Origin of the sequence: uncultured Umboniibacter sp., assembly GCF_947497555.1 — a bacterium.
Taxonomy (GTDB): domain Bacteria; phylum Pseudomonadota; class Gammaproteobacteria; order Pseudomonadales; family DSM-25080; genus Umboniibacter.
In genome coordinates this window covers 142,595-164,659 of record NZ_CANMGY010000007.1, presented here as the reverse complement: position 1 = coordinate 164,659, position 22,065 = coordinate 142,595, and the positions used below count along the sequence as shown (strand labels likewise).

At 48.9% G+C, this 22,065-nt stretch carries 24 protein-coding genes and 2 tRNA genes; 11 read left to right on the top strand and 15 right to left on the bottom strand.

Annotated features, from left to right (window positions below):
* Positions 1 to 92: 92 nt before the first annotated feature.
* A tRNA-Asp gene (locus tag Q0698_RS09810) sits at positions 93 to 169 on the top strand.
* A 235-nt stretch (positions 170 to 404) separates the two neighbouring features.
* Here the strand turns inward: Q0698_RS09810 and Q0698_RS09805 are convergent.
* The 9 genes from Q0698_RS09805 to Q0698_RS09765 form a co-directional block, all read right to left on the bottom strand.
* Complete coding sequence (locus Q0698_RS09805; protein WP_298636274.1) at positions 405 to 923, bottom strand: DsbE family thiol:disulfide interchange protein; 519 nt, start codon at positions 921 to 923, stop codon at positions 405 to 407.
* Positions 920 to 2,851 carry a heme lyase CcmF/NrfE family subunit gene (locus tag Q0698_RS09800; protein ID WP_298636273.1) on the bottom strand — a complete coding sequence of 644 codons (1,932 nt, stop codon included), beginning with the start codon at positions 2,849 to 2,851 and terminating at the stop codon, positions 920 to 922. Before Q0698_RS09800 ends, Q0698_RS09805 begins: the two co-directional genes overlap by 4 nt.
* Positions 2,851 to 3,291, bottom strand: a complete 441-nt coding sequence (ccmE, locus tag Q0698_RS09795) for a cytochrome c maturation protein CcmE (protein ID WP_298636271.1) — start codon at positions 3,289 to 3,291, stop codon at positions 2,851 to 2,853. The genes Q0698_RS09800 and ccmE overlap by 1 nt, the downstream gene beginning before the upstream one ends.
* Positions 3,275 to 3,478: a heme exporter protein CcmD gene (ccmD, locus tag Q0698_RS09790; RefSeq protein ID WP_298636269.1), complete on the bottom strand. Its 204-nt coding sequence runs from the start codon at positions 3,476 to 3,478 to the stop codon at positions 3,275 to 3,277. Before ccmD ends, ccmE begins: the two co-directional genes overlap by 17 nt.
* A gap of 1 nt (position 3,479) precedes the next feature.
* Complete coding sequence (locus Q0698_RS09785) at positions 3,480 to 4,229, bottom strand: heme ABC transporter permease (RefSeq protein ID WP_298636267.1); 750 nt, start codon at positions 4,227 to 4,229, stop codon at positions 3,480 to 3,482.
* Positions 4,222 to 4,890 carry a heme exporter protein CcmB gene (gene ccmB, locus Q0698_RS09780; RefSeq protein ID WP_298636265.1) on the bottom strand — a complete coding sequence of 223 codons (669 nt, stop codon included), beginning with the start codon at positions 4,888 to 4,890 and terminating at the stop codon, positions 4,222 to 4,224. Before ccmB ends, Q0698_RS09785 begins: the two co-directional genes overlap by 8 nt.
* Complete coding sequence (gene ccmA / locus Q0698_RS09775) at positions 4,881 to 5,519, bottom strand: cytochrome c biogenesis heme-transporting ATPase CcmA (protein WP_298636263.1); 639 nt, start codon at positions 5,517 to 5,519, stop codon at positions 4,881 to 4,883. Before ccmA ends, ccmB begins: the two co-directional genes overlap by 10 nt.
* Positions 5,520 to 5,622: 103 nt before the next feature.
* Positions 5,623 to 5,820 carry a hypothetical protein gene (locus Q0698_RS09770; RefSeq protein ID WP_298636261.1) on the bottom strand — a complete coding sequence of 66 codons (198 nt, stop codon included), beginning with the start codon at positions 5,818 to 5,820 and terminating at the stop codon, positions 5,623 to 5,625.
* Positions 5,821 to 5,965: 145 nt separating this feature from the next.
* A complete protein-coding gene (locus tag Q0698_RS09765; protein ID WP_298636259.1) occupies positions 5,966 to 6,133 on the bottom strand; it encodes a PA3496 family putative envelope integrity protein in 168 nt (55 codons plus the stop codon).
* A 216-nt stretch (positions 6,134 to 6,349) separates the two neighbouring features.
* On the opposite strand from Q0698_RS09765, the gene Q0698_RS09760 reads away from it, so the two are divergent.
* A complete protein-coding gene (locus tag Q0698_RS09760) occupies positions 6,350 to 7,489 on the top strand; it encodes an MFS transporter (RefSeq protein WP_298636257.1) in 1,140 nt (379 codons plus the stop codon).
* 66 nt (positions 7,490 to 7,555) lie between these two features.
* A tRNA-Arg gene (locus Q0698_RS09755) sits at positions 7,556 to 7,632 on the top strand.
* Between the two features lie 61 nt (positions 7,633 to 7,693).
* On the opposite strand, the gene Q0698_RS09750 is transcribed toward Q0698_RS09755, so the two are convergent.
* The 3 genes from Q0698_RS09750 to Q0698_RS09740 are packed head-to-tail and all read right to left on the bottom strand — an operon-like array spanning position 7,694 to position 9,890.
* Positions 7,694 to 8,074 carry a hypothetical protein gene (locus Q0698_RS09750; protein ID WP_298636255.1) on the bottom strand — a complete coding sequence of 127 codons (381 nt, stop codon included), beginning with the start codon at positions 8,072 to 8,074 and terminating at the stop codon, positions 7,694 to 7,696.
* Positions 8,075 to 8,076: 2 nt separating this feature from the next.
* A complete protein-coding gene (locus tag Q0698_RS09745) occupies positions 8,077 to 9,729 on the bottom strand; it encodes a S41 family peptidase (protein WP_298636253.1) in 1,653 nt (550 codons plus the stop codon).
* A gap of 35 nt (positions 9,730 to 9,764) precedes the next feature.
* On the bottom strand, positions 9,765 to 9,890 hold the full coding sequence (locus Q0698_RS09740; RefSeq protein WP_298636251.1) for a hypothetical protein: 126 nt from the start codon (positions 9,888 to 9,890) through the stop codon (positions 9,765 to 9,767).
* Positions 9,891 to 10,116: 226 nt separating this feature from the next.
* Here Q0698_RS09740 and rlmF point away from each other — a divergent pair, with 226 nt between their 5' ends.
* The 3 genes from rlmF (at position 10,117) to Q0698_RS09725 (ending at position 13,776) form a co-directional block, all read left to right on the top strand.
* Positions 10,117 to 11,019 carry a 23S rRNA (adenine(1618)-N(6))-methyltransferase RlmF gene (gene rlmF / locus Q0698_RS09735; RefSeq protein ID WP_298636248.1) on the top strand — a complete coding sequence of 301 codons (903 nt, stop codon included), beginning with the start codon at positions 10,117 to 10,119 and terminating at the stop codon, positions 11,017 to 11,019.
* A gap of 415 nt (positions 11,020 to 11,434) precedes the next feature.
* Complete coding sequence (locus Q0698_RS09730) at positions 11,435 to 13,198, top strand: S8 family peptidase (RefSeq protein ID WP_298636246.1); 1,764 nt, start codon at positions 11,435 to 11,437, stop codon at positions 13,196 to 13,198.
* A gap of 125 nt (positions 13,199 to 13,323) precedes the next feature.
* Positions 13,324 to 13,776 (top strand): group II truncated hemoglobin, encoded by a 453-nt coding sequence (locus Q0698_RS09725; protein WP_298636244.1) that lies wholly within the window; start codon positions 13,324 to 13,326, stop codon positions 13,774 to 13,776.
* Here Q0698_RS09725 and Q0698_RS09720 read toward each other — a convergent pair.
* The 3 genes from Q0698_RS09720 to Q0698_RS09710 are packed head-to-tail and all read right to left on the bottom strand — an operon-like array spanning position 13,773 to position 15,271.
* A complete protein-coding gene (locus Q0698_RS09720) occupies positions 13,773 to 14,186 on the bottom strand; it encodes a hypothetical protein (RefSeq protein WP_298636242.1) in 414 nt (137 codons plus the stop codon). The genes Q0698_RS09725 and Q0698_RS09720 overlap by 4 nt on opposite strands.
* Positions 14,187 to 14,229: 43 nt before the next feature.
* Positions 14,230 to 14,712, bottom strand: coding sequence for a carboxypeptidase-like regulatory domain-containing protein (locus tag Q0698_RS09715; RefSeq protein ID WP_298636239.1), 483 nt, complete (start codon positions 14,710 to 14,712; stop codon positions 14,230 to 14,232).
* A gap of 55 nt (positions 14,713 to 14,767) precedes the next feature.
* The gene (locus Q0698_RS09710; protein WP_298636237.1) at positions 14,768 to 15,271 is read right to left on the bottom strand and encodes a hypothetical protein; all 504 of its coding nucleotides are present in this window, start codon (positions 15,269 to 15,271) and stop codon (positions 14,768 to 14,770) included.
* A 175-nt stretch (positions 15,272 to 15,446) separates the two neighbouring features.
* Here Q0698_RS09710 and Q0698_RS09705 point away from each other — a divergent pair, with 175 nt between their 5' ends.
* From Q0698_RS09705 to prpF, 5 genes are all read left to right on the top strand, one after another.
* Positions 15,447 to 16,109, top strand: coding sequence for a GntR family transcriptional regulator (locus Q0698_RS09705; protein ID WP_298636235.1), 663 nt, complete (start codon positions 15,447 to 15,449; stop codon positions 16,107 to 16,109).
* 49 nt (positions 16,110 to 16,158) lie between these two features.
* On the top strand, positions 16,159 to 17,037 hold the full coding sequence (gene prpB / locus Q0698_RS09700) for a methylisocitrate lyase (RefSeq protein WP_298636233.1): 879 nt from the start codon (positions 16,159 to 16,161) through the stop codon (positions 17,035 to 17,037).
* 12 nt (positions 17,038 to 17,049) lie between these two features.
* Positions 17,050 to 18,174, top strand: a complete 1,125-nt coding sequence (gene prpC, locus Q0698_RS09695; RefSeq protein WP_298636232.1) for a 2-methylcitrate synthase — start codon at positions 17,050 to 17,052, stop codon at positions 18,172 to 18,174.
* A 61-nt stretch (positions 18,175 to 18,235) separates the two neighbouring features.
* Positions 18,236 to 20,827: a Fe/S-dependent 2-methylisocitrate dehydratase AcnD gene (gene acnD / locus Q0698_RS09690; protein ID WP_298636230.1), complete on the top strand. Its 2,592-nt coding sequence runs from the start codon at positions 18,236 to 18,238 to the stop codon at positions 20,825 to 20,827.
* Between the two features lie 9 nt (positions 20,828 to 20,836).
* Positions 20,837 to 22,012, top strand: a complete 1,176-nt coding sequence (gene prpF / locus Q0698_RS09685; protein WP_298636227.1) for a 2-methylaconitate cis-trans isomerase PrpF — start codon at positions 20,837 to 20,839, stop codon at positions 22,010 to 22,012.
* Positions 22,013 to 22,065: the final 53 nt, after the last annotated feature.

The following is a 22,065-nucleotide window of genomic DNA, read 5'->3' as shown; positions in this document are numbered from 1 at the left end:
TGATTAGCTCAGCTGGGAGAGCGGCGCCCTTACAAGGCGTAGGTCACAGGTTCGATCCCTGTATCACCCACCAGTTTTAAAAGTTTAAGCGCGGACCGGTAGTTCAGTTGGTTAGAATACCGGCCTGTCACGCCGGGGGTCGCGGGTTCGAGTCCCGTCCGGTCCGCCACTTATTTATAAAAAAACCGCCAATCGGCGGTTTTTTTATCTCTACAATTTGGCCTCTAATCTCGGCGTAGGCCGTCACACAGCAAAGCACTTAGCGCGATGAGTTATGCGCGCGAAGCACTAGGATCACTCGCTCCGTTAAGCTAATTTTGAAAGCTATTAAGCCTGCCTGAATCCCCGTTTAGGAAATGCGGTTTAGAGGCGTTATAGTCAATCAAACCAGCACAGCCGGGGCGCTATTGATTTATGAGCGGGAGGAATTTTTCCTCCCATACAGCTAGGTCGAGTACACCCTGATGGCGGTATAACACCACCCCGTTCGGATCAATTAAGAACGTCTCCGGTGCTCCCGTGACTCCCATATCAAAACCCAAACTACCTCGAGCATCAAAAATAACTCGCTGATAGGGATTGCCGAGTTCACTCAACCAGCGCTTAGCTGGAGCGAGTTGATCTTTGTAGTCCACACCATAAATCACTACACCCTGAGCAGCTAACTCAAGTAAGAATGGATGCTCCACATGGCACGCTTGACACCAAGTACCCCAGAAATTAATCAACGAATAGCTGCCAACCAGTTCATCTTGGTTGATTAGCAACGACTCATCTTCAACATCAATGAGTTGAAACTCGGGCAGCGGCTTACCAACGATAGCCGATGGCAAATGAGTAGGATCATTCGATAAGCCGAAAACTAGGAAGCCGGCAATACCGGCAAAGATCGCAACAGGAATAAAGCGAACTAATCGAGTCATTCCGTTACCTCCATGGACTGACGTCGACGTGCGCGGCGCCCCAAGGCCGATAACAATGCGCCGAAAGCGATAAGACCGCCACCGTACCAGACCCAGCGCATAAAGGGCTTCACTTGCAGACGCATAGCCCAATCACCGTTATCCAGCTGCTCTCCCATTGCCACATACACATCACGAGTAAAACCCGCGTCAACGGCTGCTTCAGTCATAATCTGACCGCTTGCTAAGTAGCGACGTTTCTCTGCGGTTAAACGGGTAACCGAGCTACCCTCATTAACGATAACATCCGCCGCTTCCGCCGCGTAGTTAGGCCCGTCTAGTCGGTAGAATCGCTCTACCGTAAAGGAAACGTCACCAATAGCGATAGGTTCGCCAGCGCCCATTCGCACGTCACGTTCTATGCTTTCGAGCGAGGTCATGCCAACACCGACTACACAGACACCTAGGCCAGCATGCGCGAACGTCATTCCCCAAACGGTAGCGCGTATTGATTTGAAACCACGTTGCTTCGAGCGGCTATACCAAGGTACGGAAGCCGAAGCTAAAATAATCGCCAGCCCGAAGAACCACACCAAATAGCCCTGCCAGTGATAACCACCAGTAAAGCCAATGACTACCGCCAATACTAGCGCTAGAACAATAGGAACGATGATCCGACTCGTTACTCTACTCAACTGGGTCTTCTTCCAATTTAGGAATGGTGCCAAGGGTGCTGTGAGTACCGTCAACGCGAAAATTGGTAGCGCAACCCAATTAAAGTACTGTGCGCCCACCGAAATTTTACCCCAATTTAGGGCATCGGCGATCAATGGCCACAGGGTGCCAATTAGCACAGTAAACGTAATTACCACTAAAAAGAGATTGTTAAGAAGTAGGAAAAACTCTCGGGATAACAGGCCGTATTTTCGACGTACAGTCTGAGTCGGCGCCCGTAATGCAAAAGTGAATAGTGAACCACCTACCACAAGTAATAGAATCCAAAGAATGAACATGCCCCGCTCTGGATCCGTTGCGAACGCATGCACGGACGTAATGACACCTGAGCGAACCAAGAAAGTCCCAAGTAAACTCAGTGAAAAGGCGCTGATGGCTAATAACACCGTCCACGATCGAAATATTCCACGTTGAACATTTACTGACAGTGAATGGACTAGCGCTACGCTAACCAACCATGGCATTAATGAGGCATTCTCTACCGGGTCCCAAAACCACCATCCGCCCCAGCCAAGCTCGGCATAGGCCCACCAACTGCCTATGGTGATGCCTACTGTAAGGAATACCATCCCAACCAAAGCCCATGGCTGAGCCCATTGTGCCCACTTATCATCATCCCGACGCTCAATCAGCGAGGCCATAGCGAACGCAAAAGCGACTGCCGTGCCGACATACCCTACATAAAGAAGAGGCGGATGAATAATCATCCCAAAGTCCTGTAATAATGGGTTGAGATCTGAACCTTCATTCGGGGCAAATGGTAATAGACGTTCGAAGGGAGACGATGTGAATACAATGAAGGCAATGAGCGCTAGCGTAACTAGCCCCAAAACACTGAGCACCTTGGCCTTAAACGCCAATTCAATGGATTTTCCACCGAGACTCAGCGCCAACAACCAGCAACTCAATATCCAAACCTGAAAGAGAATAGAACCTTCGTGAGAACCCCAAACGGCGGTGAGTTTATAGTACCAAGGTAATAGCGTATTGGAGTGATTAGCGACATAGGCGACGCTAAAGTCATCGGCTAAAAACGCGGCGCCGAGGGCTGCCACACTCAACGAAAGCAGCGCGAAGACCAGTGCTGCAAACCAATTGCCCAATAACATCAAACTTGGGTTTTGTAACTTAACACCCAATGCAGGAAACAACGCAAGACTGATGCTTGCGCCAAAAGCTAACCAAAGCGTCAGTAAACCAAATTCCGCTGCCATTACTCGTAGCCACCCTCTTCAGCTTGCTCTTTCATCGCGTCGGCTACCTCAGGAGGCGTATAATTTTCATCGTGCTTTGCAAGAACTTGTGTCGCAACGAAGACACCGCTTTTGAGCTGGCCCGTTGCTACAGCGGCTTCATCTTCGGCAAACAAATCGGGAAGAATACCCTCATAACTGACAGTAACTTCGGCTTCCATATCATAGATAACGAAGTTGACTGCGAGTGATGATTGATCTCTTGAAACGCTACCGGGTTTCACCAAACCACCAACTCGGAAGGTGGTATTCTCCGGAGCCAAGCCAGCGGCAACGTCCCTCGGTGGAAAGAAAAGATTTAAATTTTGCGACATCGCCGTCACGATCGCAGCAGTCGCGACACTAACCCCCACTACCATCAAGACAACTAATAATAAACGTTTTTTACGTGCGGGATGCATTACGTTGGTCCTTCCTACGTTGTTGAATACGCGCTTCGTTAGCCGCCGACCTTTTAAGCGCCTTTGATTGGCGACTCGGCTGTACTACAAGAAACAGCATCGTCAGTAGTGTTACGCCGTAGGCCGCCCATACGAATGGCCCGTGGCCACCCATACTGACAAATGCTTCCCAGGAATTAAAATACATCCTATTCTCCCAAAAGAGTGTCTTTCACCCATTGCTTGTTGCGTTCAGTTTGGAGGGATTGTGCCCTCATGTGCTTGATGAGCACATAAGCATAAAACGCATAAAACCCAGCAATCATAATAAGTAGCGGAACAAACATCGACATATCCATAGACGGAGCTGAAGTTAGCTTGATCGTGGCTGGCTGATGGAGTGAATTCCACCAATCAACCGATTTGTATATGATCGGGATATTAACTGTGCCGACTAAAGCAAGCAGCGCCGACGCTTTGTCACCAGACTCCTTCCGCTCGAACGCATCGGCGAGTGCCAATACACCAAGGTAGAGAAAAAAGAGGATAAGCATCGAGGTGATACGTGCGTCCCAGACCCAATAGGTACCCCAGGTAGGTTTACCCCAAACCGCCCCAGTAAACAGTGAGATAAAGGTCAACGCTGCCCCGATCACTGCTGCCGAGCGCATGGCAATATATGACAACTTCATTTTCCAAATCAAGCCGATAGCACCCGCAATAGCCATCATGTAGTAACCTGCGAGGGCTAGAAAGGCCGCTGGTACATGGATGAAGATGATCCGATAGGAGTTACCCTGTTTTGCATCCTCCGGCGCTATCGCCAAACCCCAAACGGCGCCAACGACAAGTAGCCCCGCAGCCAGGAAGCCGAGCCAACTTACCCATCGAGCGGTCTTTTCATAAAAACTTTTTGGAGAGGCTAGCTGATGAAACCACTCCCAACGTGACTTAGCCATTTTCTAAACTCATTCTTAACGAAGCTGAAATTGCGAGCGGCGCAAGACTAACGGACAAAACCGTCAGGCCGAACACCACCAATAATAATCCATTTGCATCCAATCCATTTGCCGCAAAGGAAACCGACGACGAGCCGAATATTAGAATAGGTGTATAGAGCGGCATCACAATCAATGACATTAGCATGCCACCGCGCTTTAATGACACCGTGAGCGCCGCACCTACAGCCCCAACCGCCGTTAGATATAGGGTACCGAGAGTAATACTCAGTATAAGCGTACTATACGCCTCCGCGGGCATCGATAGCATCAAGCCTAACAGCGGGCTAAACAGACTTAACGGCAACCCTACACAACACCAATATACGAGCAAGCGGACTAAAACGATTAATGCTAAGGGCGTTTCACTTAGCGCAAGTTGTTCCAAGCTACCGTCTTCATAGTCATCGCGAAACAGCGAGTCCAATCCCAGCTGAACGGAAAGTAACGCGACAATCCATATCAAACCAATAGAAATGGGACCAAGAACCGCGGCTTCAGGTGAGACACCTAAAGGAAAGAAGCTCACCGCAACAACGAAAAAGATGAGCGCATTGCTGACATCAGACTTATTACGCCAATAGAGCGTAAAGTCTCGCTTGGCTAGCATACTCAATCGCACGACGCATACTCCAAGTCTACAGTAACCAGTTCGTCTATCTCTAGAGATTGATGAGTAGTGAGAATAATGAGACGCCCCGATGCAGCTTCGCTGCGAAACAACTGAGTTAATGTTTCGACAGCCAACTTATCCAGTGCGGTTAAGGGCTCATCAAGAAGCCAAACGGGGTGGTTACTCACGTAAAGTCGTGCCAGCGCTACACGCCGCTTCTGGCCTGCCGATAGTCTCGCAGCGGGAACAAATTCATAACCAAATAGACCTACTCGATCTAACGCATCCATTAACGGCTTGTCTGCAATCTCATACTCAGTGAGCCAACGCAGGTTTTCGAGTGGCGTTAATCCAAGCTTGATACCACCTTTGTGGCCAATATACAGAAGATTTGAACGCTGTTCTGATACATGAAGACGAGTTGAGGAATCGTCAGCGCCCTGACTAAGCCATTGAATAGAACCAAATATGCCGTGAAAAAGCCCAGCTAACGTTCGCAGCAGCGTAGTTTTCCCAGCGCCATTATCCCCGGCGATGCGGTAAACACTGCGCGGCAGGAAGTGATGATCAAGCGGCTTAAACAGCGCGACGTCATCGTGGGAACAACTGAGCTCTTGTAAACGAATACTGATAGACATTGCTGCGCTTCAATGAGGATTCACCCACTAGTATACGGCAATGTACGTGATGATTTGAACTAATTAGTGACGCGATGAAGCGAGTTACACTTGTTTAAACCGATTAGTCCGAAGTCTTGGGTAGGTTTCGTAGCGAAGTCGTCGCGCTGAGGCCCGGCTTGGAGAATATGAGCAGACGCTTTACTAAGTCTAATTCGGGTTGAGAAATGGCACAAATTTCACAGATTCGAGAGTCATCGAAATTTTCACTTAGCAGCTCAACTGCTCGTGTATAGGGGCGATCGTTGGATTGAATTGACATAATTACCTCAAAATACCTCGTCGGCTGCCAAGCAGCCAAAATCACATGGTGTTAATGCAATTATAGCTAGGAATATTGAGGCGCAACTTTTTATTCAATCAAAATCAAATAATCCTCGCCAAGGCGAGGATTATTCTGAGGTTACTTAGTCATCAAAGCAATATTGTGCGACGTTTCGCTGGAGGCGCATCTCGTCGAGTTTATCTTCGATCATGCGGCGCATATTACGCTCACGTTCCGTTTTTTTGCGACGACCGCGTTTCTTAGGTTGTTTAACTGCGACTTCTTCAGTTTGCGTAGCAACTGTGTCCATAAGAGAACCCCGCTTTTTTAGATGCCGATACTTGGCGAATTTTTGTTTTTATTGTGTATCTGAACGCCTAATTTATAGCTATTAGATCGCCCACTAACAACTTACCGACTTCGCCACATAAGGTCAAGTACTTATTCATATCCGTAATGACGACTAAGGAATTAAATGTGGTAGCATTATCATCTTCTTAATCGGGTATCTCCACTGGAAGTATTTATGCGTCAAATTAGTTATCTCGTCGTTGCTCAGTTACTCAGTTTCTCGGTTGTTACGATGATGGTGGTAGCGAGTAGCCTCGTTGGCTTAGCGCTTTCTCCACTTCCAGAACTCGCCACACTACCCCTTAGCCTGCAAGTTGCGGCGTTTGCCGCGGCGCTCATACCCGCCACGCGATTTATGCAGCGCTTTGGGCGGCGGAGGGTTATGCTAGTAATGAATATGGCTGCTAGCCTGAGTTTAGTGCTCTGTATCGTGGCAGTACTAAGCCAATCCTTTATATTATTTTGCTTGGGTTCTGGGCTTTTAGGCGGTTCACTCGCGTACATTCAACAACTTCGATTTGTAGCCATTGAGGCCGTCACTGACCCTCAGCAAAGTGTGGCCTTGAGTTGGATCATGATGGCTGGAATTGGGGCCGCATTCCTAGGGCCGGAGCTGACAACATTAGGCCAGCTGATCACTCAAACTAACTGGATTGGATCCTATAGTCTGGGAGTGGTTTGTCTTGTGCTAACTTTCCTACTTCTTCACCGTTATTTACCGACGACAGTTCCTTGCAGTAGTGACAGCAAGGAAGCGGCAAAGTCGAAGGTACGACCAGCCCTAATTGTGGTACTTTGCGCCGGCGCGTTAGGAGGAGCGCTCATGACACTGATCATGACCGCAACGCCGATCACCATGCACCATCACAACGGCTTTGATCTTGAGTCAACAACACGCGTCATTCAGTGGCATATTGTAGCAATGTTTGCTCCTTCATTACTCACTTCCCGCCTACTTAAGATTATCTCTATTCGTCAGATGATGGGGCTCGGCGCCTTAATCATTGCAGTTTGCGCGTATATTGGCTTCTACGCTGCAGACTACAGCCAGTTTGTGTTATCACTGGTGCTGTTGGGAGTCGGCTGGAACTTCCTCTTTATGGGATCGACTCTGTTACTGCCCACACTAAGCCCAGGTAATGAAAAACTCCGCTTTCAGGGATATCTAGATGGCTCTGCAGCCACCCTTCAAGCGATCGGCACGTTAACCGCAGGCGCACTCCTGCACTTCGCCGGTTGGACGTCAATATTGGCATTCAGCGGGTTGGTAGCAATAGGCGTAGCGTTGTCGCTTACTATTAAGCGTTTTCATTAAAACCGGGGATTGCTATCGAGGTGGTAAGTCCATTATCATTCGCGACGCGTTGTTCTTCAACACTACCCGCCCTTAGCTCAGCTGGATAGAGCGACCCCCTCCTAAGGGGTAGGCCGCAGGTTCGACTCCTGCAGGGCGGGCCATATCTGCTTAGCGAACTGATTAAAATCGAAAGCAGATACTAGGTGCCAGCATCAACGTTAGCTACATCGCTTTACATTCTGCTTGATAGAGTCGAAGCGCCTCACCGGAACTCTTATTCTTTAAATAACAGCCCCCCTCCCTAATGAATAGCTCAAGGATAAATGGGGGCTCATCAACCCGAGTATCGATCATCATGCCATCCGGTGAGCGGATGGCTACCCGTTGAATCAGCAACTGGTTGCTGCTGGAAAAGGCATTGGCTCCAACGGTAATCTCACGACCACCAAAAAGCTGTTGGGCTGTCTGTCTTAATTCAGTCAAGGACTCATCAGAATGAACAGGGATCCGGGCCGCTGACTCCTGACCCGTTGCAGCGAGCTCACAACCGGTCAGTATTTGCGACATCAACAGCACGGTTAAATTGCTAACCAATTTTTGCATGATTATTGCCCCTGCTTGAATGGATCAGTGTAGTTGGTCATTAAACGTATCATATTCTGCTTTGACCCAAAGCCTCCATTATCAAATGGCTGGAAGCCAGAACTGTTAACTTTAAAGGCCCGAACGGCGGGCTCTCGGCCCTTGGAGACCGCCGTAAGAACCGGACAGGAACTATCGATACGATAGTTAAGCGCCGCGGCAATCATAGGATCATTAACATCACCCAACGCACTGGAAAGGTCATCTTCTACATAACAACCATTCTGAAGTATTCCCGGCGCAATAGGTTCATTCATCGGGGTAAAGCCATCAGAGTACTCACCCTGCCCCTTATCATTGGCACCGTCAAACTGAATAGTGAAGTAAGTCGTACCGCAGTTATCCGTGGGATAGAAGCCATAAGGTTTACCGCAAGTGGTACTGCCAACCAAGACAACCTCAACATCGATACCCCGCAAGCCATTAATGATGGCCTCGCTAGCAGAGCAAGTGCCACCCGTAGTCAAAATGAATACTCTATTTAAGTTTAGTACAGGTAACTGCACGCCCCCACCATACTTGTCTGAATACTGACTTGTCGTACTATAAAAAGGCGTTGGTGATAGCGTTTCACCTGTAATCGGATTCGTACTAGGGTATTTATCATTGAATCGTAGTTCGTCAAAGATTCTGCCATTTGTTGCCGTCGGTCCGGCGATCATGTAGGACAGTTGACTCGCGATGTATAATAAACCTCCGCCGTTATAACGCAGATCTAAAACTAGATCAGTCACGTTGTTATTACTCAACGACGTCATGGCATCAACTAATTTGTCTTCCGAGACAAAGTTGTGATCATTAAAGAACACATAACCCACGTTACCACTAGCCGTATTGAAGACATCCACAATTGGCACTGGATCCGCTTCAACCTCAACCGCTTCAAGCGTAACATCGCGAGTTTCGGCACTACCCAAGTCCTGTATCGTAAAGGTATGACTTTCGCCGATAGAAGACGGAAACAGGCCCGCATTTAGCGTGTCAACATCATTACCATTTTCAACATCAACACCGTCAATAGCTAATACCTTGACGCCACGTGTAAGACTTACTACCGACGCATCAGCCGGCGAACCGGGCTCAATATAGCGGATATACAGTTCTCTTGGAGGAGTCGATTTTACGAGCGCCCATTCAATACCATAGCTTACCGATATGCCTGCTTGAGTTAACTGTTCGTACTCGCTGGTCTCGTAAGTAAAGTGAAACCGATCTTTTGGATTTCCAGAGGGCGTGGTGGCATCAGTTCTTAATAATTCAAAGTATTCGAGCGGGTCATTATAGTCACCTGGGTCAAGATCAGGGAGTTCGTTGTACCAAAGGTAGGTATCATTGCTCCATGAGCGTAAGAAATGGTTCTCATAGAGAATCGAACCTGCCTGATCATTATAGGGATTGCCATTAATATCATTAAACGTTCGTGGATTTTCACAACGCGCCACGAAGTTATCAGGATCATCAAAGACACCGGGCGTATAGGATGGTCCAGTTGCTCCCCCACCAGAACTAGGCGGCGCATCCGAGCCACTATCACTGCCAGAGCCACCACAACCCACTAATGCAAAGCTCGTAAGAAACGCGATGACTAAGGACTTTCTAAATCGATAACTACTCATACTTCTATCCATTTTATTTTTCTCTTATTTTTATGTTAAATCTTACTCAGTCCTGCGTTAGTTGTTTGATGTACGTCAAACATCCAACTTATCTCTACGATTTGGGAGATACGAGTAACGAAACTGACAATCGTCACATTACCGTTAGTTGCTTCATCCATCAACCTCTCAAAATGATTTTCTACGACTAACCCCCTAGCGCACTCCGTTCGTCTTTACGATCTCTAGGTAACGTGTAGAGGGCGTTATGAAAGATGAACAGTAGACATCAAAACAAGAAGAGCTTCTAAGTTTAGGTGAGGGGTGAGAAGCCTATGGAGGTATTTTTGCGCGCCAACCTACGCCTATAATATATGGTTTATGGCTCGAAGCTGCTACTATTCTACGATGACGAATCAATCACCACTTCACCCAAGAAACCCCCATCGTGGTCGTTACGACCTTTTCGCCTTGGGTAAGACTCATAAACCGCTAAACGGTTTTATCCAGCGCAATCCAATGGGTGGAAAAACTATTAATTTTGCTAACCCTTCTGCGGTGGTTGCGCTAAACACAGCGCTACTAAAACATTTCTATGGGCTCAACGACTGGCACATCCCCAAGGGATTTCTTTGCCCGCCTATCCCTGGCAGGGCTGACTACATACACCACCTTGCTGATCTAATGGGTGAGAGTAGTTTTAACCCGGATATCCGAGTATTAGATATTGGTACCGGCGCAAACCTGATTTATCCTATCATTGCTCAATACAGTTACGGCTGGCAGCTAGTTGGTACTGATATCAACCCCAAAGCGTTAGCCAACGCACAATCTCTCATTGATACTAACGGTCTCTCATCACAAATTTCACTGCGTCACCAGAGTAATCCAAAAGCCATTTTAAATGGCATCATTAAACCCGGTGAATGGTTTGACGCGGTTGTATGTAATCCGCCATTTCATCGTTCTGCTGAAGAAGCTAACGCAGGGAGCGAGCGAAAAACACGACAGTTAAGTCGTCATAAGCGCAAAAAAATGCCGGTAGGGCTAAATTTTGGCGGCGATAATGCAGAACTTTGGTGCGAAGGTGGCGAGGTCTGGTTCGTCAGCCAAATGATTAGTCAGAGCCTCCAGTTTGCGAAGCAGGTAAATTGGTTTACCTCACTCGTCGCTAAACAGGAGGATATGCCTCCAATCATCAAGACCTTAAAGCGAATAGCTAACTGTGAGTATAAGGTTGTTGATATGGCACAAGGTAATAAGGTATCCCGTTTTGTGGCTTGGCGCTTCAAGGAGCTAGTAACTAAATAAGTTTTTTATCGCACTTCGCTAATGATCGAATTAGACCTTTTTCTTCATTGCCTCAAGCCTTCAACAGAGTAATTAGCCCGAATTAGGCTATTTTTTATACTATTTTGATATATCTCAAGATCATTTTGATCTGCATTTAGAGTCAGAGGTATTCAGATAAGTTCTAGATCTGTCATAAAAAAACCGTTATATATCAATGGTAGCCCAAACAACTATGTGAGTGACTCCGCAATTTTTTTCGCACAAGCAAGTTTAGAAGAATAACGTTGACTGTGATTTTTAGTCGTAAAAGTATCTATAGTAGAAATTTATATGCTGGTTAAAATTTGGACATAATTGTGAATCTGACTAATTATTAAACAGCTTTACGTAGAAACCGAAAACACAAAAAATCAATTATAAATGGAGTCCAACCATGAAGAAACTGCTTGCTGTAGGTGTCACTAGTCTGACGCTTGCGATTGCTTCCTCGGCGGCTATAGCAGCCCCAGGCGGTAATGGCAATGGAAATTCAAATGGCCCAAAAGGTGTCGCTAACGGCCATGCCAAGTTTGATACCGATCGACTTATCATTACTTTCTCTGAGAGCGCATTAACAACCTTCGACCAAGGAAACGGAAGAGCTAATGGCGTGGCTAGCCGTGTTCGCGGTGCAACAGGCCGTGGAGCAAATTTCGTTCGCGAGACCTTTAACGGGAAAGCTGTGGTCAAGTTTGATCGTAAACTCGACCACGGCTCTATGCGAGAGCTAGCCCTCTTACTGGAAGCTGAAGCCGACATCGTGTCGGTAGAAGTTGACGAGATGATGTACCCGATGGCAACCCCTAACGATCCACTTTACAGTGATCAGTGGCACTACTTTGAGCAAACTGGCGGATTAAATGTTCCGACTGCTTGGGATACAGCTACCGGTGCGGGTGTTGTCGTTTCGGTGATCGATACTGGCTACCGTCCCCATGCTGACCTTAACGCTAATCTGGTCGCTGGCTACGATATGATCTCCGATTCAGCAGTAGGTAACGATGGTAATGGCCGCGATGCGGACCCCTCTGATCCCGGTGACTGGGTAAGTGCAGGTCAATGTTATAACGGCTCTCCAGCGTCGGGTAGCTCATGGCATGGAACTCACGTAGCCGGTACCATTGCTGCCGTGACCAACAACAACCAAGGTGTTGCGGGTGTGGCTTACGATGCGAAGGTTATGCCAGTTAGAGCACTAGGTACCTGTGGTGGTTACACCTCAGATATTGCCGACGCAATCGTTTGGTCTGCTGGCGGCAATGTTTCAGGAGTGCCGTCAACCTCTACCCCCGCGCAGGTTATCAACCTAAGCCTCGGTGGTGGCGGGTCATGTAACTCGCTTACGCAAACAGCGATCAATACCGCAAGAGGACTGGGCGCAACGATTTTAGTTGCTGCAGGTAACTCTAATGCCAGTACTGCTAACTACTCGCCTGCGAGTTGTAACGGTGTTGTAACGGTTGCAGCAACTAACCGTCAGGGAGGAAGAGCTTATTACTCAAACTACGGTACAGCGGTAGATGTAGCAGCTCCTGGTGGCGCACAAAGCTTCGCCAATGATCCAGAAGGCGTACTTTCAACGCTCAACTCTGGTTCAACTACACCGGGTACCGATACCTACGAATACTATCAAGGTACGAGTATGGCTACCCCGCATGTTGCAGGCGTTGTTGCGCTCATGTACGAAGTAAACCCAAGCATCACTCCTGATGAAGTTGAAGTTGCGCTTGAAAACACCGCTCGTAGCTTCCCTGCTACGTGTTCTCAGTGTGGTTCGGGCATCGTTGACGCAACGGCAGCAGTTGCCGCGGCAGACGGTGGCGATACGGGTGGTCCAGGTCCTGATCCAGGTACCGGTGGCGAAACCATTACCTACAACAACCTTTCAGGGGCACGAAGATCTTGGCAGGGAGCGTCGATTGAGATTCCTGCTGGCACTTCAAGCTTTAGTGTTGTGATGTCTAGTGGTACGGGTGATGCAGATCTCTACGTTCGTGAAGGCGCTGCGCCGGCTAGACGTTCTTATGATTGTCGTCCCTACAACTCTGGAAATGATGAGGTTTGTACCTTCTCTAACCCAGCAGCAGGAACTTGGTATTACAGCATCTACGGTTACCGCGATTACAGCGGCGTGACGCTTGTGGTTAGCTACGACTAGCACGTAATCATCTAGCTAAACTCATAACGGCGTCCTAGGGCGCCGTTTTTTGTGCAACCATAGTAAGCGAAGGCGGATGGATGTCATGCCGCCAAGGCTAACCGTTCATGGCTGTAGAATAAGGAATGTATTACACTAAACTTTGGATTCAGCGAGAAATGATGATGAAAGAGAGATTGAGCTACGGGACTGATGACGCATCGTTTAAAGCTGCCGGTGAGCTAGCGGGACTAACTAAGCTAAGTCAATCCTTCTACGGCTATATGGATACCCTCGCCAGCGCACGAACTATCCGAGCGATGCACCCTGATGACCTAAGTGAATCGGTGAAGAAACTTGCCTACTTCCTATCGGGGTGGTTAGGTGGGCCTAAGCACTACCCGGCGAACTATGGTCCCATTAGGATACCCGCTGCACATCAACATCTTGCTATCGGCCATGAAGAGTCGGACGCTTGGATTGAGTGTATGCAACATGCAGTGAATGATCAGCGATACGACGCCGACTTTAAAGAGTATCTCGTTACCCAATTAAGAGTGCCCGCCGAAAGAATTCGTCAGGCATGTCAAAGCACTTAACCTTGGTTCTTAGTCTTAGAGTACAAACTCCCAATACACTGGGTACAGCCTGTCCTGTCACCGCGAGGTTGGCCGTTACAACTTATATACTTCAACACATCGGCATCCGCTCTACCCGCTTTAACGCGTAAATCACGACGCGCTTCATAGTCACTCTGGTTGATGAGCGTTTCGATAGACATGCTCGCGACTTCGTCACGATCGGTCTCGCAAGCCAACGAAGTGATGGTTTTCATAAAACGTAAATTTGGATCAACCGACTGCTCTTCGTACACAAGCTCCACACCGGCCTGTTCCTTGAAATCTGGATCTATTGAAATAATAGGCCCCTTCCCATCGCTGTAATACGATGCTTTACAGCCACTCATAGTAATCAAAGCCACACTTAGAACGATAACTAAACGTTTCATGTTTAACACTTCCCTGGTTAATAATGTTGTAACCGCTTCGCGATCAAAGTGATCGCTCGATAGCATCAAAACTTCGTATGCCCTTTTCATCAATCAGCACGGTCTCGTTAGGAGCAAGATAACCTCTGGCCGAATAGAATAGCACTAGCGAATGACTATACTTTTTTGAGCCGACTTGAACGGTTAATAACATGCTTCGAGTTGAGGAAGCCGACGTCAACCTAACACTTCGGGTCTCTTCGATAGCCTCAAGACTAAATTCACCCTGCTCGTCGGTGTAGCCGTACTGCAAAGCATCCTCTCCTCTTAAGGTAATTCTTGCCCCCGAAATAGGGTTACCCACCTCGTCAATCACTCGACCATGAACTACTGGGCTTTGTGTATAGGTCACCATGGTGGGCATGCACCCACTGAGCATCACCAGCGCACAAATTGTCAGAATGAATGAGAAAGTGTTGAGATGGTTCAACGGTTTTTTATTGTCTTCGGGGCATTCGCAGAAAGTATACTGTTCGCTAAGTTTCATCAATTATTGCATCCCTTCGTCCACTATTATCCTTTCTAATGTGTCACTCTCCCGATTATGCCAGCCTTACAATTCCCGAAGTTCCCTGCCAATCACCTACCATCCAAATCTGTTCAAACGGGGTAGCCGTCGGCACTTCAATAACGTCCTTCGCTGCTTTGATATCAGCGGCATCCCAAGCGGGATTTGCGTTGCGGATCACTAGCCATACGCGTTCTGAGTCGTAGTGCTTTTGGGCCTTACCGGTTAGAATTCGGTTAAGGGCGGTTACCAACTTTTGTTCGGTTTCATCCAATAAATCGATAACGACTAACTCGGCCCGAGTGGCAGCCGTCAACTCCCTGCCCAATATTTCCATGGCTTGTGCTTCAGATCCGTATAAGTGTGCTATTTCGAGATCTAGCTTCTCCTTACCAAGATAACAACTTACATCCGGGCGCCTAGGTTCGTTGTGCCATATATGTCGGACCTCGATACCAAACCTAAGTTCGTAGGCACGCATAAACAACTTGGCTGCGTCGTGCTCTAAAGCCAGTTTTTCAACCTTCGATGGGCGCATTGATGACTCCCCAAGACTCATTAGCAAATAATAGCCTACTCAATCAGATTCGAAAAGCAGTGCCAGTCTCACTTAGCGTACAACCTCTAGGATTGTCGACAATAAAGACCAAAGATGTTGTAAAAATACGAATTTGACTATATATTGTCGACAATTAAACAAAGAAGATAGTTTCATGACTTTCGAAGCAATCACTAACGCCGATAAAACATTCGTGCAGATTCGCAGTGACATCATCGCGGGTAGGATTGAATCTGGGGCGAAGCTAAGTGAACCCGAGTTGTCGACAAAGTACGGCGTCAGTAGAGCTGTTATTCGTGAAGCGATTAACCGGTTAGCTGCGTGTCATATTGTTGAACGCAAAGCTAATGTCGGAGCCCGAGTGGTGGCGCTGAGTCCCGAAGGTCTGATCCAGCTCTATCAAGTTCGTGAAGCCTTAGAGGGCATGGCAGCTAGATTAGCCGCGGAGAATATGAGCGCTGACGAAGTGGCCCAACTGCAGGATTTGTTGGTGAGCCATAAGTCATCGATTATTGGGAGCGAGTCCTACTATCAGGAAGCTGGCGACGTTGATTTTCACTACCGAATCATCATGGGTTCCAAAAACGAGCAACTCATCAACGTGCTGTTTAACGGACTCTATCATTTGGTCCGTATGTACAGAGTTCAGCTTGGTATGGCTGGACCCAGAGTCACTAAGGCCTTTGATGAGCACCTGCATATCGCTACGGCAATCGCCAACCGTGACGGTGAGCTAGCTGAACTATTAATGCGCCGACATATTCATTATTCAAAGAACACCATTGAATCACTATTAAACAACGAACTAAAAGGCTGAGCATACTGCTGCTCCGTCGAACTTATGTTCCCCTTTATAAGAGGTTGCTATGACTCCAGGAAAGAAATTTCGCAATGCCCTTGCTGCGAATAATCCGCTCCAAATTGTGGGCACCATCAATGCCTACAGTGCAATGATGGCTCAGCAGATTGGTCATCAAGCCATCTACCTATCTGGCGGAGGTGTCGCGAACGCCTCCTATGGACTACCTGACCTCGGCATGACTTCACTCAACGATGTCATCGTTGATGTACAGCGTATAACCGCAGCCTGTCAGCTACCGCTGATGGTTGATATCGATACCGGATGGGGTGGCGCATTTAATATTGCGAAGACTATTCGCGATATGGAAAAAGCGGGTGCCGCGGCAGTTCACATGGAAGACCAGGTTGCTCAGAAGCGCTGTGGGCACCGTCCGAATAAGGAAATTGTAAGCACTGAAGAAATGGTCGATCGTCTTAAGGCGGCGGTAGACGCCCGTACCGACCCTGAGTTTTTCATCATGGCGCGGACCGACTCGTTCGCCCAAGAAGGACTGGACGCTGCTATCGAACGAGCCAAAGCGTACGTAGCTGCTGGTGCCGACGGCATCTTTGCCGAGGCAGTTAAAACTGAGGAGCACTATCGTGCATTTGCTGAGGCGCTTGATGTCCCTATCCTTGCAAATATCACCGAATTTGGCCAAACCGAGCTTTGGAATACCGAACAGCTTGGAGAATGGGGAGCCGCAATGGTGCTCTACCCGTTGAGCGCCTTCCGAGCCATGAATAAAGCTGCCGAGAATGTCTACCGACAGATTCTGGCAGACGGTGACCAAAAGGCCGTAGTGGATACTATGCAAACGCGCATGGAGCTCTACGACTACCTGGGCTATCACGATTACGAAACCAAACTCGATCAACTTTTCGCCGAAGGCAAGAATAAATAATAGGAGCTCATCATGGTGGACAAAAAATTAGGCGGCGCAGGCCTTCGCGGTCAAAGTGCTGGGGAAACGTCACTCTGTACGGTTGGGAAGTCAGGTTCAGGGCTCACCTATCGAGGTTATGACGTCTCAGATCTGGCGGAGAATGCCAGCTTTGAGGAGGTTGCCTACCTACTTTTCTATGGCGAGCTTCCGAATCAAGAGCAGCTGGACGAATATCGGACGCTACTCAAGACAATGCAAGATCTACCTGCCGAATTAAAAAGTGTCTTAAAGTTGGTTCCGGCTAGCGCCCACCCAATGGATGTTATGCGCACGGGTGCGTCGTTTTTAGGTAATGTAGAACCCGAAACAAGCTTTGATGATCAGTTTACCGCAGCGAATCGTCTGCTAGCGGCCTTCCCTGCGATTATGTGCTATTGGTACCGCTATAGTCATGATGGCGTAGAGATTGACTGCACCTCAGATGAAAACGGTTTAGGCGGTCACTTCCTTGCCTTGCTCACTGGTAAAACGCCATCGGATCTTCATCGCCGCGTAATGGATGTTTCGCTTATTCTCTATGCAGAGCATGAGTTTAATGCCTCGACATTCACCGCCCGAGTTTGTGCCTCAACACTCTCCGATATGTACTCCTGTATTACCGGAGCAATTGGTTCCCTGCGTGGCCCACTTCACGGTGGAGCGAACGAAGCAGCGATGGAAATGATTCAAGGATTTAGCTCTCCCGAGGATGCAAAGACTCAGATGGCTGGCATGCTAGCGCGCAAAGAAAAGATTATGGGCTTCGGACACGCGGTATATCGTACTTCGGACCCACGCAACGGTATTATTAAGCAATGGTCTGAAAAGCTTGCTGACGAGTTCGGCGATTCCTCGCTCTACGACATTTCGGTTGCCTGTGAAGAGTACATGTGGGACACCAAGAAACTCTTTTGTAACGCTGACTTCTTCCATGCGTCGGCCTATCATTTTATGGCTATCCCCACGAAGCTGTTTACTCCGATTTTCGTGTGTTCGCGTATCACAGGATGGGCAGCTCATGTAATGGAGCAACGGTCGAATAATCGCATTATTCGCCCCAGTGCCGACTATGTTGGTCCTGAGCCGCGCACCGTCGCGCCGATCGCCACTCGCTAACTATTTGCGTTGAACGGGAAGCGCCCGCTTTGCGTTCAACACTTACATGGATTGATTGCCTATGAATACCAATTATCGCAAAACGCTAGCCGGCAGCAACGTTGACTATTTCGATGTTCGTGCCGCCGTAGATGAGATAAAGCCAGGAGCCTACGATACCCTCCCCTATACCTCGCGCGTGCTCGCTGAGAACTTAGTGCGTCGATGTGCGCCGGAGACACTCACCGCAAGCCTTGAACAGCTGATCTACCGAAAACGTGACCTAGACTTTCCCTGGTACCCTGCTCGCGTGGTTTGCCATGACATACTCGGGCAAACCGCATTAGTTGATTTAGCCGGTTTGCGTGACGCTATTGCCGCTGAAGGTGGTGATCCAGCAAAGGTGAACCCAGTGGTCCCTACTCAGCTGGTGGTCGATCATTCCCTAGCAGTAGAGTTTGGCGGCGATGATCCAGACGCCTTTGCCAAGAACCGAGCCATTGAGGATCGTCGCAACGAAGACCGTTTTCATTTCATCAATTGGACTAAGACAGCATTCGAGAATATCGACGTGATCCCTCAGGGTAACGGCATCCTTCACCAGATTAACCTTGAACGTATGTCGCCAGTCATCCAAAACCGAGATGGGGTCGCTTTTCCGGACACGCTGGTGGGTACCGACAGCCATACGCCAATGGTTGATGCGCTAGGCGTCATCGCGATTGGCGTAGGTGGTTTAGAAGCCGAAAGTGTCATGCTTGGCCGAGCCTCCTACATGCGCCTTCCGGAGATTGTGGGTGTCGAGTTAGTAGGACAGCGTGCTCCAGGAATCACCGCAACCGATATTGTATTGGCCTTGACCGAGTTCCTGCGCGAATCAAAGGTCGTCTCTACCTACCTTGAATTTTATGGCGATGCCGTCGACCAATTAAATCTTGGCGACCGAGCCACTATCTCAAATATGACGCCAGAATTTGGCGCTACGGCGGCAATGTTCTCCATTGACGACAAAACCATCGACTATCTCAAACTCACTGGGCGCGAGGATGATCAAGTTGAGCTGGTTGAGCGCTACGCAAAAGCTGCGGGCTTATGGCGCAGTCAGCTAGAGAACGCTGAGTATGAGCGAGTACTTCAATTTGACCTTTCGAGTGTAGTACGAAACCTTGCTGGCCCTTCAAATCCGCATAAACGCCTGCCAACCTCCGCGCTAGGCGAGCGTGGCATACTTGGCGATTACCGCTCCAACTATGGCGAGATGCCGGATGGCGCTGTCATTATTGCCGCTATTACTAGCTGCACCAACACCAGCAACCCTCGAAATATGATCGCGGCGGGCCTGATTGCCCGAAATGCCAATCGCGCGGGGTTAACGCGCAAACCTTGGGTTAAGAGCTCTCTAGCACCGGGTTCAAAGGCCGTTCAGCTCTATCTTCAAGAAGCCGGCTTAATGGGTGACTTAGAATCGCTAGGATTCGGTGTTGTTGCCTTTGCCTGTACTTCCTGTAATGGCATGAGTGGTGCGCTTCGTCCCGAGATTGCGAACGAAATCAAAGATCGCGACCTCTACACTACGGCGGTGCTGTCTGGTAACCGTAACTTCGATGGTCGAATTCACCCCCACGCTGATCAAGCGTTCTTAGCGTCACCGCCATTGGTGGTTGCCTATGCCATTGCGGGCTCTATTCGCTTTGATATCGAATCCGATCCACTGGGTTTCGATGATGCTGGTAACGCAATAACGTTAAAGGATATCTGGCCTAGCGATGAGGAAATCGATGCGGTGGTCGCTCAGAGTGTTAAACCTCAGCAGTTCCGCGATGTCTACATACCCATGTTCAATCTGGACACTAACGAGGAGCGAGCCCCTAGTCCACTTTATGATTGGCGCGAAATGAGCACCTATATTCGCCGACCTCCCTACTGGGAAGGCGCGTTTGCAAATGCCTGTGCTCTGAAGAACATGCGCCCGCTAGCAGTGCTTGGCGATAACATCACTACTGATCACCTATCACCTTCAAACGCCATTATGGCAGCCAGTGCCGCCGGCGAGTACCTAGCTAAAATGGGGCTTCCTGAAGAGGACTTCAACTCCTATGCAACGCACCGAGGCGATCACCTTACTGCCCAACGGGCAACCTTCGCTAATCCAAAGTTGCTAAATGAGATGGTTATAGAGGACGGAACAATTGTTCAAGGCTCGCTCGCTCGCGTTGAGCCTGAGGGTAAAGTCACTCGCATGTGGGAAGCGATTGAAACCTATATGGAACGTCAGCAACCATTGATCATCATTGCTGGTGCCGACTATGGTCAGGGTTCATCTCGCGACTGGGCCGCTAAGGGCGTTCGTCTGGCAGGCGTTGAAGCAATTGTCGCTGAAGGCTTCGAGCGTATTCATCGAACTAATCTTATTGGTATGGGCGTACTGCCGCTTGAATTTAGCGCCGGTGATACCCGACACACCTATGGTATTGATGGTACCGAGTGCTTCGATGTTGAAGGCGAACTCGCGCCGGGTGCAGCGCTTAAGCTTATTATCACGCGTAGTGACGGTAGCCGTATAGCGGTCCCGGTAAATTGCCGTTTGGATACGGCTGAGGAAGTTTCTATTTATCAAGCCGGCGGTGTACTGCAGCGCTTTGCCAAAGACTTTTTAGCCGGCAGCGCTAACTAGGAGACTGAATTGACTTACTTACCCCAACAACGCGTTGCCGCAACCTACATGCGAGGCGGCACGAGCAAAGGAGTATTCTTCAAGCGGTGTGATTTGCCGCTTGAAGCGCAGCAACCCGGTCCCGAAAGAGATGCGCTACTTCTCCGTGCTATCGGGAGTCCAGATCCCTATGGCAAACAAACCGACGGTATGGGCGGTGCTACGTCGAGCACCAGTAAGACCGTTATCGTTGATGTGAGCCAGCAGCCCGATCACGACGTAGATTATCTCTTTGGTCAAGTGGCCATTGATCGGGCCTTTGTGGACTGGAGTGGTAACTGCGGTAATCTCAGTGCTGCAGTGGGCGCCTTCGCCATCGCTCAGGGTCTTGTCTCGCCTGAGCGCGTGCCTCAAAACGGTGTTGCAGAAGTTCGAATTTGGCAGAAGAATATTAGTAAGACCATTATTACCAAGGTTCACATCCATAATGGTGAGGTAAAGGAACTCGGGGAATTTGAGCTGGACGGCGTGACCTTCCCTGCCGAGGAAATCGAAGTTGCTTTCTTAGATCCCGTCGATGGTGGCGGCCAGATATTTCCTACTGGCAATGCGGTAGATCAGCTAACTGTCCCAGGACATGATTCGTTGAGCGTAACCATGATCAATGCCGGAATTCCCACGGTCTTCTTTAACGCTTCTGATTTGGGTTTTAGCGGTACCGAATTACAGGACGATATCAATAACGACGTGGCACTACTCGAAAAGCTGGAATTGTTTCGCGCTCACGCAGCAATGCGTATGGGGCTCATTAAAACTTTAGATGAAGCTAAGCAGCGTCAACACACACCTAAAATAGCCTGGGTAGCGTCACCAGAAGCCTATACAGCTTCGAGTGGTAAGCGAGTTAACGCTGACGCGATTGATGTCTTAATTCGCGCCATGTCCATGGGTAAATTACACCACGCTATGATGGGCACTGCGGCGGTAGCGATTGCTGCAGCAGCTGCCATTGAAGGCACTTTGGTTAATATCGCAGCGGGAGGAATAGCGCGAGAAGCTATCTGCTTTGGGCATCCATCCGGTACGCTGACCGTAGGTGCGCGCGCTGAGTTATGTGATGGGGCATGGCATATCGAACGAGCGGTCATGGGTCGCAGTGCACGAGTACTAATGGAAGGTTATATTCGCATTCCGAAGGTCTGGTAGAATGCTCGATGAGTACCTAGGTAGGCTCTACTTGCGTTTGCCTGCCTAGGCTT